The sequence below is a fragment of the Candidatus Pelagibacter sp. Uisw_137 genome (assembly GCF_047720245.1).
GTDB lineage: Bacteria > Pseudomonadota > Alphaproteobacteria > Pelagibacterales > Pelagibacteraceae > Pelagibacter.
Window position 1 is genome coordinate 919,133 of record NZ_CP159811.1, and the last position, 16,562, is coordinate 935,694.

A 16,562-nucleotide genomic window follows, 5' to 3' on the forward strand; every position below is an offset into this window, starting at 1 on the left:
ATAAAATGACAATTGGTTGGCATTTTGATAATAGTTATTCAAGACTTCCAAAAACATTCAAAGAAGATATCAACCCTGTTGCAGTAAATGCACCAGAAATATTAATATTAAATAAAGATCTAGCAAATAAATTAGATCTAGATTTTTCAAATATTAATGATGACAATTTATCAAAAATTTTTTCAGGAAACATGTTACCTGAAGGATCTAACTCCATAGCACAAGCCTACGCTGGTCACCAATTTGGTCATTTTACAATGCTTGGTGATGGAAGAGCTGTTTTAATTGGTGAACACTTGACCAAAAATAATGAGCGATTTGATATACAATTCAAAGGTTCTGGCAGAACCCCATTCTCACGAAGTGGTGATGGTAGGGCTGTTTTGGGTCCAATGTTGAGAGAATATATAATAAGTGAAGCAATGCATTCTTTAAAAATACCTACTACTAGAAGTTTAGCAGTAGTTAAAACTGGTGAAGATGTGGGTAGGGAACAAATTTCACAAGGTGCAATTCTTACAAGGGTGGCCTTAGGCCATCTAAGAGTTGGAACATTTCAATACATTGCTGCAAAACAAAATATTAGTGATTTAGAAATTTTGATTAATTACACAATTGAAAAATACTACCCCAATATAAAAACATCAAAGAATAAAGCATTAGACTTACTAAATGTTTTAATCGAAAAGCAAACCCAACTTGTAATTGACTGGATGCGTGTCGGTTTTATTCATGGAGTTATGAATACTGACAATATGTCTATATCTGGTGAGACAATAGATTATGGTCCTTGTGCATTTATGGATGATTATGATCCTAAAACAGTTTTTAGTTCAATAGATCAATTAGGTAGATACGCCTATGATAATCAACCAAAAATTACTAAATGGAATTTAACAAGGTTTGCTGAATGTCTCATTCCTCTAATTAGTAAAAATGAAGATGAAGCGATTAAATTAGCTACGGAAGCTTTAGATAAATTTGAACAAAATTATGAAACAAAATGGTTAAATATGATGAGAGATAAACTCGGATTATATGGTGAAGATAAAGAAGATAAAAATTTAATTATGGAATTATTAAATTGGAAGCATAAAAATAAAGCAGATTATACAAATACTTTTGTTTTTTTAATGAATAGAACTATTAAAAATTCTGAAATATATAATAATGAAGACTTTAATTTATGGAAAATTAAATGGGTAAAAAGATTAACAATGTTTGGTAATACCCATGATAAATCTATGGAATTAATGAATTCATCTAATCCAATGGTAATACCTCGTAATCATAAAGTTGAAGAAGCTTTAACGTTAGCAAATAACGGTGATTTAACACTTTTTAACAAATTGATAAAAATATTGAAAAAACCATATCTAGTTAATAACGATGATTTAGAATTTATGTCACCTGCACCTCATAGTGATAAGAAATATCAAACTTTCTGTGGTACATAAATTGATAAAATGAAAACTAAATACAAAATACAAATAGCAAAAATTATTTCTTTTTTTTTAATATTTTTCCACAAAAAAAATAAAATTCATACAAAAAATAAGATAAAATGGTCTCTTGATTTGAATGAAGGTATAGACTTATCAATATTTCTATTTGGTACATCAGAAAAAAAAATTAACAACCTGAAGCGATTATTTAAATCAAATGAAAAACTTACAATGATTGATATTGGTGCCAATGTAGGTTCTATTACACTACCACTTGCTAAAATTTTCAATAAAAGTAAAATCTTTGCTATAGAACCAACTAATTATGCGTTTAAAAAATTAACTAGAAATTTAAACCTAAATAAATATTTAAAAAAAAATATTTCATTAAATCAGTTATTTATATCAAAAATTAATAAACCTACAAAAGTTTGGTCTAGTTGGAATTTTGATAATGATGATGATAAACACAAACAACACCTTGGGACACTGCATTCTATTAAAAAAAAATCATACCTGTCTTTAAATAAATTTATAAAATTAAAAAAAATTAAAAAAGTTGATTTTATTAAATTAGATGTTGATGGGCATGAACTTGATGTTTTAAAGAGTGGAGAAAAATTCTTAAAGGATAAAAAACCTGTTATCTTTATAGAAATTGCACCGTACTTATATCCAGAATTTGGCTATAAATGTTCAGAATTAATCACCTATATAAAAAAGTTAAAATATTCCTTTTACAATGAGGACTTAAAGAGAATTAAAAATATCGATAATTACATAAAAAGAATAACACATGGTAGTAGTGAAAATTTTTTCTTAATGAATAACTATAAAACATAAGGTTCAGGTCTAGCATTATTTTGAAGTACTCTTTCAACTGCAAAATCACTAATATCAATTGTTTGATAAGATCCTGATGTTATCAATTCTGTTAAAGCTCTACCAATACCAGGAGCTTGCATTAATCCTCTGCCTGTAAATCCTGAAGCCATATATACATTTTCGTATTTAGGGTGTTTCCCGACCACTGCATTATTATCTAATTTGTTGCAATCATAATAACCAGCCCATCCACCAGTTAATTTTAATTCTTCAAAAGCTGGAATTCTTTGTGCTAATGCAGGCCATACTAATTCTTCAAAATCATTCCAGGCTGGTTCTAAATCAGTAGCATCAAAGACTGAGTTAGGAGAACCAGCTAAGTACTCACCACCTTCTGGTCTCCAGTAAACTCCTGTTGTTAAATCACCTGATAGCGGCATTTCCTTAATATATTTAGGGCATTTAACTCTAAATACTGTGTGTTTTTGGGGAACTACTGGGATATCTTTCAATAATTCTTTAGTCCAGCATCCTGCGGCAGATATTATTGTTTTAGCTTTGATATCAGAAATACTTTTTACTTCACCTTTGATAAACTCTGCACCCAATTCAATTGCTTTACTTTTCAAGGCGCTATGAAACATGAACGGATCAATCCATCCTTCACTTTGGTTATCTGTATAAGTTGCTGTTTCAATACCCTCACCATTTATATAAGGAAATATTTTTGATAGTTCAGAACCTTTGATATTTTTAGTTCCAGCATCACAAGCTTCGTGATTTTTTAAGGCTTTATACTGTTCCTCAGCATGCTCTGGACCAAACATTAATAAGTAGCCATTTGTAACCACGCTTGCTGTAGGGTTTGGATTTTTTTCAGTTTTAAGTAATTCTGGTATTTGAAAAATAAATTCTCTAGCAAACTTTCCTAGCAATATGTTTTCTTTTTGAAAAAACTGCCTTCTAAATCCACCAAGTGATAATGGAAAAGAAGCTGTTTTATAAGTTGGGTCTCTTTCTATAACTTTAACTTTTCTACCTTCTTTAGATAAAAAATAAGCTGTTGCAACTCCAATAATACCACCACCTATTATTACAACATCATCCATAATTAATTTAAAATAAATAAACTTAAGTTAAGAATTAATGCGTAAAAACACCAAAGTAAATAAGGAATCATGAGATAATAACTTACTAAAGTTATTTTCTTAAATCTTTGCATTAATAAAATTATTAAGGCTATTAAAATAATTAAAACTAGTAATGCTAAGAAAATTTTATGAAAAACAAAAAATACTATACTCCAAGTTGTATTAAAAATTAAATGAACGATATAAATATAAATTGTATCTATGTCTCTTTTTTTACTATGCCAAAAAAACCATATAGCGATAGTCATCATTAAATATAGTGTTGTCCAAACAGGTGCAAAGATCCAGCTTGGTGGATTATATGATGGTTTTATCAATAATGAATACCAAGGCTCTTTAAATCCAATAGTTGCAATGCCTCCAATAACAGATGCCGAGTAAGTTATTATTGCAAATAATAAAAAAGATAAAAATTTGTTTTTTAACATAATTATATTATACATTACTAAATGAATGATAAAAAAGTAATTTGGATCACTGGCGCAAGTAGTGGAATTGGTAGGTCTTTAGCTCTAAAATTTGCTAAAGAAGGATGGACAGTTGCTGCCTCAGCTAGACGAGAAAACTTATTACAGGAGTTGCATACTGAGAATGAAAATATCCATTCATTTCCTTTAGATGTTACAAATACAGAGCAATGTAAAGCTGTCTTCAATGATATTGTAAAAAAATTTGAAAATATTGAAATTTGTGTATTTGGCACTGGGATACACGATCCAAAATCTGAAAAAAATTTTAACTTAGATAAAATAAGAAAAATTATGGAAGTAAATTACTTTGGTACAATGAATTCTATCAACTCAATTTATGCATATTATAATAATAAAAAAGGTGGTCAAATATCTATAATTTCTTCTGTTGCTGGTTATAGAGGGTTACCTGCAGCTGGAGGTTATTGTGCATCAAAGTCTGCACTTACAAGTTTTGCAGAAAGTTTACATTTTGAAATGAAAAGAGTAAACGTGCGTGTTTCACTGATAAGCCCCGGGTTCATTAAAACACCAATGACTGACCAGAATGATTTTTCTATGCCAATGATAAAGTCACCAGAATTTGCTGCAGAACAAATCTATATTGGTTTAATCAAGAAGAAGGGATTTGAAATCCATTTTCCAAAAGCTTTTACCTTTATAATGAAAACTCTAAGAATACTTCCAAGTAGCTGGTATTTTAAGATAGTTGAAAAAGGTATGAAAAAAATTGACTACTAATTTTTCTTAAAGAATACCGTCAACTCACCCACTTTAAATCCAAATTTTGTTAATGTGGCTCTATTGATAGCAACCTCTTCATCTTGTTTAAAAATCCAATCATCAAATGAAACTTTAATATTCTTTCCTTTAAAAGGGACCATTAAATCATATTCAAATTTAAAGGCAGATCCATATTGAAACCCTTTAGCAGTTCCTACAACATCAGGTGCAGATCCTTCATAGTAATTTTGATTAATTTTTTTGATTTTCCATATTCGGTTTTGTTTTTCACCATCTGTCCAATAGAAATCTTCTTTAAGAGTTAAGATATCACCCTCAAAACTACCAAACATATCAGCTTTAAATTGTCTAGTTACCTTGCCACTTCGATCTTGTAATAGACCCCATGCTTTAACAGGACCTTCAAAGTATTTCTCTATAGTCATTGACGGTTCTGTATTTTTAAAATCTGTTGGTTTCATAGAGTTATTGTTTATACAACTTGCCGTAAAGAATAAAGCAATTATTAATACTGTTAATTTAAATGTCTTAAAGTTTATCATGTCTCTCCTGTTGTTATTTATTTTGTAATGAAAATTGAATTAGATCTATATTTTTTGATTTAAAACCAGCCTCACAATACGAAAGATAAAATTCCCACATTCTTTTAAATGTTAAATCAAAACCTTGCTCTTTAATCAAATCCCACTTTTTATTAAATATCTCTCTCCAAATAATCAAAGTATCAGAGTAATGATCGGCATATGAATTGTATTCATCAAATTTTAAACCATTAGTATCAACATAATTTTGTAATTCATTTCTAGAAGGTAAAAAACCTCCAGGAAAAATATATTTTTGGATAAAGTCCTGTTTATTTTTATATCTATTAAACAAACTATCATCGATAGTTATAGCTTGAATACCCACTGTGCCTGATGAAGTTAGATTATTCTTGATTGTGTTAAAATAGCTATCTAAATAGTTTTGTCCTACCGCCTCTATCATTTCTATAGACACTATATGATCATATTTACTCTTTAAATCCCTATAATCTTTTATTTCAATATTTACTTTTTCATTAAGTCCACATTTATAAATTCTTTCTTTTGCAAATTCAAATTGCTTTTTTGAAATGGTAATACAATCTAATTTAACATCGTAATTAGTGCCCAGGTATTCTGCAAATCCACCCCAACCACAACCAATTTCTAAAATTTTACTTCCATTTGTTGGTTTTAAAAGATCAATCAATTTTTGGTATTTATTATTCTGAGCATTGAAAAGATCTTGCTTAGGGTTCTCAAATATAGCGCTGGAATAGGTTAAGGTTTTATCAAGCCATAAAGAAAAGAAATCATTTCCTAAATCATAGTGTTTTGCGATGTTTTCTTTGCTTCGGTTTTTGGTATTTTTTATAATTTTATTTTTTAAAAAATTAATGAATGGTAAATCAAAAATACCTGAAAATTTATAAATAATATTTACATTTTTTGCAGTTAACTCAATTAAATCAGATAAGTTATTTGTTATAAAAAAATCTTTCATATAAGATTCACCTAATCCAACACTACCACTTTTAATCAGATTATAATTAAGGCTTTCATCTTTAATTTCTAAGAAAACTTTTAAATTATCATCTGGATTACCAAATTTTAAAACTTCTCCATTAACCTTTTTAATTTCAAGAAAACCATGCTTAATATTTTTTAATGCATTGAATACGATTGAATCTGAAATTTTATGAATTAACATTAATACTTATTATATTCTTTAATTTTTACTTAAACGGAAACTTAATTCTTTTTATTTGAAAATTAAATGACGCAAAATTGCATATAAAGTAATAGGTTTAAGATAATTTATTAGTAAAGTTTAGTCATCAACTTCAGCCAATAAGGATGCATTACCACCCATAGCTGCTGTGTTATTTGATATACTTTGCTCATAGCATAGTCTTTTCAGGTATTCAGGGCCCCCTGCCTTAGGTCCTGTTCCAGATTTTTCAAAACCACCAAATGGCTGTACACCAACAACGGCTCCAATCATATTTCTATTAATATAAATGTTTCCAACTTCTGCTTTGGAAACGATTTTATCAATAGTTTTATCTAATCTACTATGGATACCTAATGTTAAACCAAAACCTAAATCATTAATGTCATCAATTAATTCATTTAATTCTGAAGCTTTATATTTAACAATATGTACTACAGGACCAAAAACTTCATTTTTTAAATCACTTAATTTTTTTATTTCTATTAAAGTTGGTGGAATGAAATATCCTAAATCATTTTGAAAATTTGTTTGATAAACATTATCAAAATTATCAATATGTTTTTTTATACTATTGTAAGCCTCCTCATCAATTACTGGTCCAATATCTGTTGAAAGTTTTTCTGGGTTTCCAATATCTTGAGTATTCATTGCACCAATTAATGTTTCTTTAATTTTTTTGTATACATTTTCTTCTACGCATAAAATTCTACAAGCTGAACATCTTTGTCCAGCACTATCAAATCCCGAATTCACAACATCTTTAACAACATGCTCTGGTAAAGCTGAGCTATCAACAATCATACAATTTAAACCACCTGTTTCTGCAATAAAATTAGTAATACTCTCTTGTTTTTGTAAGTTTGATTGGATAATTTTTGCTGTATTTAGAGAGCCAGTAAATAAAACATTTCTAAGTTTTTTATCATTAATAACTTTGTTGGAAATTAATGCACCGTCACCCAAGATCAAGGCAATTGAATTTTTAGGTAATCCTGCTTTTAATAAAAGTTTAATTATAAAATATGCTGCATAAGAAGATTGTTCTGCAGGTTTCGTTAAAACAACATTACCAGTAATTAGTGCAGCTATTGTTTGTCCTACAAAAATTGCTATAGGAAAATTCCATGGGCTAATTACTAAAGTTAATCCCTTTCCTATTAATCTATATCTATTAAGTTCACCTGTTGGACCTTTAAGAATTTGTTCTTTAAATATTAAGTTTGCTTCCTTAGAATAGTACCTGCAAAAATCAACAGCTTCTCTAATTTCAGATATAGAATTTTTAATACTTTTGCCAGATTCTTGTGCACATATTTCAATTATATCCTTAACATTTTCTTCAATTAAATTAGCAAAATTTAAAATAAATTCTGATTTTTTTTTAATTGGAAAATTTTTCCAAAATATAGAATAATCTTTTAGGCTATTAATTGCTTCATCAACAATTTGATCTGTAGCAAAATATTTTGAACCTAATAAGGTAAAATCACTTGGTGAAATAATATCGAATTTTTTATCAGATTTTTTGTCTTCGCCATTTATAATTGAAAATGCATTTATATTATTTAGTTTTTTTATAACTTTATAATTGTTAATCACAGATTCTTCACTTATATCCAGACCTTTTGAATTATCTCTATTGCCAAAAATGCTCATTGGTAAAGGAATTTTATCAGTTTTTAACTTATCTAGCTTCAAAAGTGGTGATTGGATCAATTTATCAATATCAAAATTTTTGGATTTTAACTGATGAATAAAAGATGTATTCGCACCATTTTCTAATAACCTTCTAACTAAATATGGCAATAAATCCTTATAGCCTCCTACTGGAGCGTATACTCTACATTTAAAATCAGGTTTATTTTCTAAAAATGAATATATTTCATCACCCATCCCATGTAATTTTTGGAATTCAAAATTTGTATTTTCAAAAAGAGTATGAATATAAGAAATACTATGTGCATTATGAGTAGCAAATTGTGAAAAGATATTTTTGTTTACTAATAGTTTATGTGCACAAGCTAGATAAGATATGTCTGTAGCAAATTTTTTTGTAAAGACAGGATAGTTTTTAAAACCTTCTTCTTGAGCAATTTTGATTTCTGTATCCCAATATGCACCTTTGACTAATCTAATATTAATTTTTTTATCAACACTATGTAAATAATCATTGAGCCAATCTAATAAGAAAAATGTTCTTTTTTGATATGCTTGAATAGCAAATCCAAAACCATGATAAACATTGTCAATTAATTTACTTTCAATAATATCTTTAAACATGAAAAGTGATAAATTCAATCTATCAGCTTCCTCAGCATCAATACAAATATCTACTTTATTTTCTCTACCTAATTCCACAAGTTTAAAAATTTTTGGTAATAGTTCTTTTTTTAGTAAATCAAATTTGTTTCTTTCATATCTTGGGTGTAACGATGATAGCTTAATTGAAATACTTTTCTTATGTGGATTTAAACTTTTTCCTGTTTGTAAAATAGCTTCTTCATATTGACTGTAATATCTTTCTGAATCTTCATAAGTTACTGCTGCTTCACCAAGCATATCAAATGAAAAAGTGTATTTATCATTTTTTTTATTATCACTTTGTTTAATTGCTTTTTTTATATCTCTCTCAAATACAAATTGTTTAGCTAAAATATTTATTGCTTGTTTAATGGCATTTCTTAATAGTGGTCCAGATAGATTTTTAACCATCTTGACTAAAATATTTTTATTTTCTTGAGGTTTTTCTTCTACTATTTTTCCTGTTAACAAAAATGCTATAGAAGAAATGTTTACAAAAACATCATTTTCATTCTTTATGTGTTTATTCCAATCTCCAATGGGAATTTTATCTTCAATTAAATCATTTATAGTTGCGGCATCAGGTATTCTAAGTAATGCTTCTGCTAGACACATTAAAACAACACCTTCGTTACTAGTCAATGAAAACTCATGTATTAATTTAGCAAATGAGCTTATTTCTTTATAATTTATTGCGCTGTCTATGATTTGACGTGAAAAGTTATCAATTTTACTGTGATTAATTTCTGAAAAGTTTCCAATTGTTTTTATTAAATGATTATTAACCAATGAAGCTTGGTCAGTATATTTGTGTTTGAATATATGATTCATAATAAATAACTTTGTTGATAAACAACTAGAAAATTAGACTAAAATGACTAAAAATAATTACTGTATTAATGAAAATAGCAGAATTAATTGCTTATAAATATATTTGAAATAGTAAATAATATGGTGTATTTATAATTATTGGTAAATTTTACTATGATAGATAAAATAGATAAACAGTTAATCTCACTACTGGCAAAAAATGCACAAACTACACTTAGTGAGCTAGCAAAAGCTGTTAACCTATCAATTTCACCATGCCAAAGTAGAATCAAAAAATTAGAACAACAAGAATACATTCTTGGCTATCATGCTCATATAAATTTTAAAAAGTTAGAAAAGGCACACATAGCCTTTGTTCAAATTTCTTTATCAGATACGCGAGCTAAAGCACTAGATCAATTTAATTCTGAGGTAAGAAAATTAGAAGCCGTTGAGCAATGCCATATGATTGCAGGAAACTTTGATTATTTATTAAAAGTTAGAACTAACAATATAAACACATATCGTTTATTATTATCTGAAAAAATATCCTCATTACCTAATGTTGCATCTACTTCTACGTTTGTTTCCATGGAAAGTGTAAAAGAATAGTCCATAAAATATCCTTAATTTAGTAATTCATATTAATTTTCAATAGAAATATTGTTTTTAACTTTAATTTTTTTTTTTATAAATTTAATTCCTTTTGTCCATAGTTTAAATGCCTCAAAATGTATTGCAATAATAATCTTAAATGTCATCAATGGATGTCTTAAATAAGCTTTCATAAGGTTGTAATTATTTAATTCGCTTTTAATACCATCTTGTGAAGCATATAATATTTTTCCAACTGGATCATTCAAGTCAATTATTACAGATATTTTATTACCAGGTTTTAAAAGTCTAAAAAAATAAATACAATTCATTTCAATAAATGGAGATACATGAAATTTTTTCTTACACACATGTTGAATCAAATTTTGGTCTTTTTCAGTCTTAAAAACATAAACATGCTGTTCACCAAATGTGTTCTTAACTTCATATAAAATAGATATTAAATCTGAATTTTTGTCATACACATAAAAAACACTTAACGGATTAAACACATACCCAAATATCCTTGGATAACATAAAAGTTTAATTTGAACATCATCAGTATCAATATTATTTCTTTTGAGATTAACTAAAACCCAGTCCTTAAGAGAGCTTCCATCTCTTGCTCCATGGTCCTTATCAAAGAAACTAATAATATTTAATTTATTATATGAGAATATCTTTAAGGTTTTGTGCAATAGGTTTATTTCTGATAAATCTATAAGTAGTGAAAATACTCTGTAATTGAAGCTATGAATTTTGGGTTTATACCTTTTATGAATTACATTTCCTGTATAAATATAAGAATTTTTAATCATTAAGTGTTTTTAGCATATCAATAGACGACTTTATTCCATCCTCATGAAAACCATAACCAAAATAACTGCCACAAAATAAAATATTTTTTTTATTTTGAATTTTGTGTAGATTACTTTGATTAGTTAATGCTTCTGTATCGTAATAAGGGTGAGTAAATGCTACCTTTTTAAATATCTTATTATTTGGAATTTCTTTAAATGTATTTATTGTTAAAAAAATATCTCTATCTATCTTTAAATTTTGAAGCTGATTTATCCAATATGTTACAGCTGTCTTTTCATTATTAGCTGAATCCATTGAAGAGTTCCAAGCACACCATGCTTTTTTATTTTTAGGCATAATACTTTCATCAAAATGTATTACTGCAGTGTTAGCTCTATATTTAAATTTTTTCAATATTGACTCCTCATCTAGAGTTGGATTGTCAATTATTTTTAACGCTTCATCTGCATGGGTTGCTATTACAACTTTATCATAATCAAAGAACTCATTTTCTTCTCCATAAAAAATCTTAACACCTAAATCATTTCTGGTAATCTTATTTATATTGTAATTCTTAAAATGTTCACCACTAACTTGAGTAATTATTTTATCAACATAAGTTTTACTTCTGTTTGCAACCGTAAACCACTGAGGTCTATCTTTAATTTTAAACAGCCCATGATTCTTGAAAAAACTTAAAAAAAAAGATAATGGCATTTGTGTTGCCTCATATGGTGGCATCGACCATATTGCAGATACCATTGGTATAATATGATAATTAATAAAATAATCTGAAATTTTTATTTCTTTTAAATATTCTCCTAATGTTATTGATTTAATTTTTTTAATTTCTATTTTTTCACAGTTTTTATAAAAACTTAAAATTTCAAAAAACATTTTTATGAATTTTAGATTAAATAAGTTTTTTTTATTGGAAAAAATTCCACCTAATCCTTTTCCACAATATTCTAAGCCACTATTTTCTACAGTAACAGAAAATGACATATCACTTTTTTCAATCTCTATTTTATTTTCTAAAAAAAAATTAATTAAATTTGGATATGTTTGCTTATTAAAAACCATAAATCCAATATCTATTGGAATTTCGTTATTAGGTTTATAAGCAACCTTTATTGTATTTGCATGGCCACCAAACTGATTTTCTTTTTCAAACAAATCTACTTTATGTTTTTTTGATAGATAATAAGCGGCACTCAATCCTGATATGCCCGCACCCACTACAGCAATTTTCATCTTGGTAAAAATCTAAGCTGCTGTATCTTCGTACTCTTCCATAGATGGACATGTGCAAAACAAGTTTTTATCTCCATAAACATTATCTACTCTACCAACTGGAGGCCAATATTTATTTGTTCTTAAAAACTCTGAAGGATAAGCGGCCTCTTCTCTTTCGTACTTATGATCCCACTTATTTGATGTTAATTCAACGTGAGTATGTGGCGCATTCTTCAATGGATTGTCAGTCTTGTCATATTCACCAGACTGAATTTTATCTATCTCATTTTTTATCTTTATAAGAGTTGAGCAAAACTTATCGATTTCACTCAAACTTTCACTTTCCGTAGGTTCAATCATCATTGTACCTGCAACAGGCCAAGACATTGTTGGAGCATGATACCCAAAATCAATCAATCGCTTTGCAATATCTTCTTCTGAAATCCCCGTTTCACTTTTTATTGTTCTAATATCAATGATACATTCATGGGCTACATTGCCACTTTTACCCTTATACAAAATTGGAAATGAGTCTTTTAATTTATGTGCAATGTAATTTGCATTTAATATTGCAACTTGTGATGCTTTTCTTAAACCTTCAGAGCCCATCATTTTTATATACATCCATGAAATTGATAAAATACTTGAGCTACCCCAAGGTGCTGCAGATACTGCTCCCATCCCAGTCGCAGGTCCACAATCTTTTATAACGGAATGCTTTGGTAAAAATACTTCTAAATGTTTTTTACATGCTATTGGTCCCATACCTGGTCCACCGCCTCCATGGGGTATACAAAATGTTTTGTGTAAATTTATGTGACAAACATCTGGTCCAAAATTTCCTGGTTTTGCAATTCCGACTAACGCATTTAAGTTTGCTCCATCCATATAAACCTGTCCACCATGATTATGGATTAATTCACAAATGTCAGTTATTTTTTCCTCAAATACACCATGCGTTGATGGATAAGTAACCATAAGAGCAGCTAAATTTTCTGAATGTTCTTCAGCTTTATTTTTTAGATCTTCATAGTCTACGTTTCCATGTTGATCACATTTCACTACAACTACTTTCATACCAACCATTTGAGCACTTGCTGGATTAGTTCCATGTGCAGAACTTGGAATTAAACAAACATTACGATTTGTTTCACCATTTTTTTCATGATATTTACGAATTACCATTAGACCAGCAAACTCTCCTTGAGCTCCAGCATTTGGTTGTAATGAAACTCCAGAAAATCCAGTAATTGATCTTAACCAGTTTTTTAAATCAGTGAATAACTCCCTGTAACCATCCATTTGCTCTACAGGAGAAAAAGGATGTGGCTGTGAAAACTCTTTCCAGGTTACTGGTATCATTTCTGAAACTGCATTAAGTTTCATGGTACAAGATCCTAAAGCAATCATAGATTTATTTAAGGCAATGTCAGAGTCTTCTAATTTTTTTAGATATCTAAGCATTTCAGTTTCTGAATGATAACTATTAAAAACAGGATGATCTAAATAAGTTGAAGTTCTTAATAAATTTTTAGGAATATTAGATAAACTCTCATTCATAGATTCTTTAATTGTTTCTGAACAATTAAAAATTTTTAATAACTGATTTGCTCTATAAAGATTTTTTCTTTCATCAAAAGACACTGCTAACATTTCAGAATTCACTTTTCTGATATTTACTCCTTGATCTAAAGCATTTTTGTATATCTTCTCTGTTTTATCTAGAGTTTTTATTGTTACCGTATCAAAAAAATCATCTGAATAAAGCTCATAACCAGATTGTTTTAGTTTATCTGCAAAATTTTTAGTCAGTTGAGAAACACTTTCTGCAATCTTTTTAATACCTTGTGGACCGTGATAGACAGCATAAGCTGCAGAGACTATTGCTAATAATGCTTGTGCAGTACAAATATTACTCGTGGCTTTATCTCTTCTTATATGTTGCTCTCTTGTTTGAAGGGCAAGTCTGTATGCTTTTTTTCCATGCTTATCTACTGAAACACCTACTATTCTACCTGGCATTGATCTTTTATACTCATCTTTTGTAGCAAAAAATGCTGCGTGTGGACCACCATAACCCATTGGAATTCCAAAACGTTGTGAACTACCAACTGCAATATCAGCACCTAACTCAGCAGGTGTTTTTAGTTTAGCAAGTGCTAACAAATCACATGCAAGGACTGCTTTTCCATTATGTTTATGTATTTTACTAATAGCCTCACTTGGGTCTTTTATATCTCCAAGGGTGCCAGGGTATTGAATAATACCACATATAATATCTTCTTTAATATCTTTATCTTCGTCACCAACTATTATTTCTAAACCTAAAGGTTCAGCTCTTGTTTTAATAACATCTATAGTTTGAGGGTGACAATTTTTTGAAACAAAAACTTTTTTAGATTCAGACTTAGATATTCTATAGCTTAATCCCATAGCTTCTGCTGCTGCTGTTCCTTCATCTAAAAGAGAGGCATTAGCAATATCCATTCCTGTAAAGTCAATTATCATTTGTTGAAAATTTAATAACATTTCCAATCTACCTTGTGCTACTTCTGGCTGATAAGGAGTATAAGAAGTGTACCATCCTGGATTTTCTAAAATATTTCTAAGTATTACATATGGTGTATAAGTTCCATAATAACCCATTCCTATAAAGCTAGAATAAACTTTATTTTTTTTAGCTATATCTTTTAATTTTCTAAGAGCCTTATATTCAGAGTTTGGATCTCCAATATCTAAATCATCTTTAAGAAGGATTTTTTCTGGTACAGTGTCTTTTATTAAATCATCAAGACTTTGATAGTCTAATTCTTTAAGCATAACATTTTGTTCATCAACAGATGGACCTATATGTCTTTGTATAAAATCTTTTTGAGCATTTTTTAACATTTAACTACCACTTTCTTTTGAAAATTTTTCGTATTCTTCTTTATTCATTAATGAAACCATTTCAGACTTATCAGTAATTTTTAATTTAAAAAACCATGCTTCATTTTCTGGATCATTATTAACCTTTGCAGGATCATCAACAATTGCTTGGTTGTTTTCGATAATTTCTCCAGATACAGGAGTGTAAATATCACTTGCAGCTTTTGTAGATTCTACAACACCAGCATTACCATCTTTAACAACTGAGGAACCTATCTCTGGTAACTCTACAAAAACAATGTCTCCTAGCATTTCGGTTGCATGTTGTGTAATTCCTACAACAGCAGTATCACCTTCTAATTTTATCCACTCGTGTTCTTTTGAATATTTTACTTCACTCATTTACTGACTCCTTTCACATAACTTTTTTTATAAAATGGCAAATTACTTATAATTGCCGGATATTTTTTTCCTCTCACTTCTAAAAAAACCTTAGTATCAATTTTAGAAAATGAATTTTCTACATAACCCATTGCAACTGGAGCCTGAACACTCGGACCAAAAGTTCCACTTGTAATTTCCCCAATATTTTTATCATCTTCACTAAATATTGAAGTTTTTTCTCGAGCTATAATTCTTCCCTCTGGCTTAATACCTACACGGATCTTGCTTACACCTTTCTCAATTTGAGATTTAATTTTTTCACATCCAATAAATCCACCCTCAAGAATTCTATTTTTTGATATTGCCCATTTTAAATTCGCTTCTATTGGGCTTTTATTGATATCCATGTCATGACCATATAAACAAAGTCCCGCCTCTAATCTCAAAGTATCTCTGGCACCTAGTCCAATTAAACTAGCCCCTTCATTTATGAGTTTTTGTACAAACACTTCTGCATCTTCATTTTTTATCGATATCTCAAATCCATCCTCACCTGTATAACCAGATCTTGTAATATAAATATTTTCTTTAAAATAATTAAATGTACTACCACTCATAAATTTTAAATCAGAAACTCCATTGATTATCTTTTCTAATATTTGGACTGCTTTTGGTCCCTGTATTGCTATAAGAGATAGCTCATCACTTAAAACCATTTCATATTTATTATCTAGTAATTTAGATAAAAGTTTAAAATCTGTATTTTTACAAGCAGCATTTAATACAATGTTAAAACCACCTTCAACTTTTGTGATAATTAAATCATCATAAATTCCTGCTTCTTCATTCATTAAAAAACTATATTTTGACTGATTTAATTTAGCTTTACTCAATTCAGTTGGAAAAATTTTTTCAAGATCTTTTGCTAGTGTGTCATCTCCTTTAATGGATAGCTGACCCATATGGGACACATCAAAAATACCTGCATTTTCTCTTGTACTTTTGTGTTCCTCAATAATTCCTTTAGAATATTGAATTGGCATTTGATACCCAGCAAATGGAACAAACTTGGCTCCATGCTTTTGATGTAAACTGTAAAGTGCGGTTTTTAAAATATCCATATTAACTCACTGTACCCATCTGTATGTTTGCCTGAGAGTTTTATTCCGTCGGCG

Annotated in this window: 14 protein-coding genes; 4 read left to right on the top strand and 10 right to left on the bottom strand. The window is 28.8% G+C overall.

Annotated features, from left to right (window positions below; genetic code table 11):
- Window positions 1–5: 5 nt before the first annotated feature.
- Window positions 6–1,457: a protein adenylyltransferase SelO gene (locus ABXT61_RS05015; RefSeq protein ID WP_415314692.1), complete on the top strand. Its 1,452-nt coding sequence runs from the start codon at window positions 6–8 to the stop codon at window positions 1,455–1,457.
- A 9-nt stretch (window positions 1,458–1,466) separates the two neighbouring features.
- Complete coding sequence (locus tag ABXT61_RS05020) at window positions 1,467–2,288, top strand: FkbM family methyltransferase (protein ID WP_415314693.1); 822 nt, start codon at window positions 1,467–1,469, stop codon at window positions 2,286–2,288.
- Here the strand turns inward: ABXT61_RS05020 and ABXT61_RS05025 are convergent.
- A complete protein-coding gene (locus ABXT61_RS05025; protein WP_415314694.1) occupies window positions 2,276–3,379 on the bottom strand; it encodes an NAD(P)/FAD-dependent oxidoreductase in 1,104 nt (367 codons plus the stop codon). The two genes, ABXT61_RS05020 and ABXT61_RS05025, sit on opposite strands and share 13 nt — an antisense overlap.
- Window positions 3,380–3,381: 2 nt before the next feature.
- Complete coding sequence (locus tag ABXT61_RS05030; protein ID WP_415314695.1) at window positions 3,382–3,849, bottom strand: TspO/MBR family protein; 468 nt, start codon at window positions 3,847–3,849, stop codon at window positions 3,382–3,384.
- 21 nt (window positions 3,850–3,870) lie between these two features.
- Between ABXT61_RS05030 and ABXT61_RS05035 the strand changes: the two genes are divergently transcribed.
- On the top strand, window positions 3,871–4,632 hold the full coding sequence (locus ABXT61_RS05035; RefSeq protein ID WP_415314696.1) for an SDR family NAD(P)-dependent oxidoreductase: 762 nt from the start codon (window positions 3,871–3,873) through the stop codon (window positions 4,630–4,632).
- Here the strand turns inward: ABXT61_RS05035 and ABXT61_RS05040 are convergent.
- The 3 genes from ABXT61_RS05040 to putA all read right to left on the bottom strand — a co-directional run bounded on the left by ABXT61_RS05040 (window position 4,629) and on the right by putA (window position 9,525).
- Window positions 4,629–5,177 carry a DUF3833 domain-containing protein gene (locus ABXT61_RS05040; protein ID WP_415314698.1) on the bottom strand — a complete coding sequence of 183 codons (549 nt, stop codon included), beginning with the start codon at window positions 5,175–5,177 and terminating at the stop codon, window positions 4,629–4,631. The two genes, ABXT61_RS05035 and ABXT61_RS05040, sit on opposite strands and share 4 nt — an antisense overlap.
- A gap of 13 nt (window positions 5,178–5,190) precedes the next feature.
- Window positions 5,191–6,369: a class I SAM-dependent methyltransferase gene (locus tag ABXT61_RS05045; protein ID WP_415314699.1), complete on the bottom strand. Its 1,179-nt coding sequence runs from the start codon at window positions 6,367–6,369 to the stop codon at window positions 5,191–5,193.
- 120 nt (window positions 6,370–6,489) lie between these two features.
- A complete protein-coding gene (putA, locus tag ABXT61_RS05050; RefSeq protein ID WP_415314701.1) occupies window positions 6,490–9,525 on the bottom strand; it encodes a bifunctional proline dehydrogenase/L-glutamate gamma-semialdehyde dehydrogenase PutA in 3,036 nt (1,011 codons plus the stop codon).
- A gap of 153 nt (window positions 9,526–9,678) precedes the next feature.
- Here putA and ABXT61_RS05055 point away from each other — a divergent pair, with 153 nt between their 5' ends.
- On the top strand, window positions 9,679–10,116 hold the full coding sequence (locus tag ABXT61_RS05055; protein WP_415290883.1) for an Lrp/AsnC family transcriptional regulator: 438 nt from the start codon (window positions 9,679–9,681) through the stop codon (window positions 10,114–10,116).
- Window positions 10,117–10,148: 32 nt separating this feature from the next.
- Here ABXT61_RS05055 and ABXT61_RS05060 read toward each other — a convergent pair whose 3' ends face one another.
- Genes ABXT61_RS05060 through gcvT form a run of 5 tightly spaced genes read right to left on the bottom strand, consistent with a single transcriptional unit; the run spans window position 10,149 to window position 16,508 of the window.
- Window positions 10,149–10,916, bottom strand: coding sequence for a DUF1365 domain-containing protein (locus ABXT61_RS05060; RefSeq protein ID WP_415314703.1), 768 nt, complete (start codon window positions 10,914–10,916; stop codon window positions 10,149–10,151).
- The gene (locus ABXT61_RS05065; RefSeq protein ID WP_415314704.1) at window positions 10,909–12,153 is read right to left on the bottom strand and encodes an NAD(P)/FAD-dependent oxidoreductase; all 1,245 of its coding nucleotides are present in this window, start codon (window positions 12,151–12,153) and stop codon (window positions 10,909–10,911) included. Before ABXT61_RS05065 ends, ABXT61_RS05060 begins: the two co-directional genes overlap by 8 nt.
- Before the next feature lie 12 nt (window positions 12,154–12,165).
- On the bottom strand, window positions 12,166–15,024 hold the full coding sequence (gene gcvP, locus ABXT61_RS05070; RefSeq protein ID WP_415314705.1) for an aminomethyl-transferring glycine dehydrogenase: 2,859 nt from the start codon (window positions 15,022–15,024) through the stop codon (window positions 12,166–12,168).
- A complete protein-coding gene (gcvH, locus tag ABXT61_RS05075; RefSeq protein ID WP_415314706.1) occupies window positions 15,025–15,405 on the bottom strand; it encodes a glycine cleavage system protein GcvH in 381 nt (126 codons plus the stop codon).
- The gene (gcvT, locus tag ABXT61_RS05080) at window positions 15,402–16,508 is read right to left on the bottom strand and encodes a glycine cleavage system aminomethyltransferase GcvT (protein WP_415314707.1); all 1,107 of its coding nucleotides are present in this window, start codon (window positions 16,506–16,508) and stop codon (window positions 15,402–15,404) included. The genes gcvH and gcvT overlap by 4 nt, the downstream gene beginning before the upstream one ends.
- Between the last annotated feature and the right edge of the window lie 54 nt (window positions 16,509–16,562).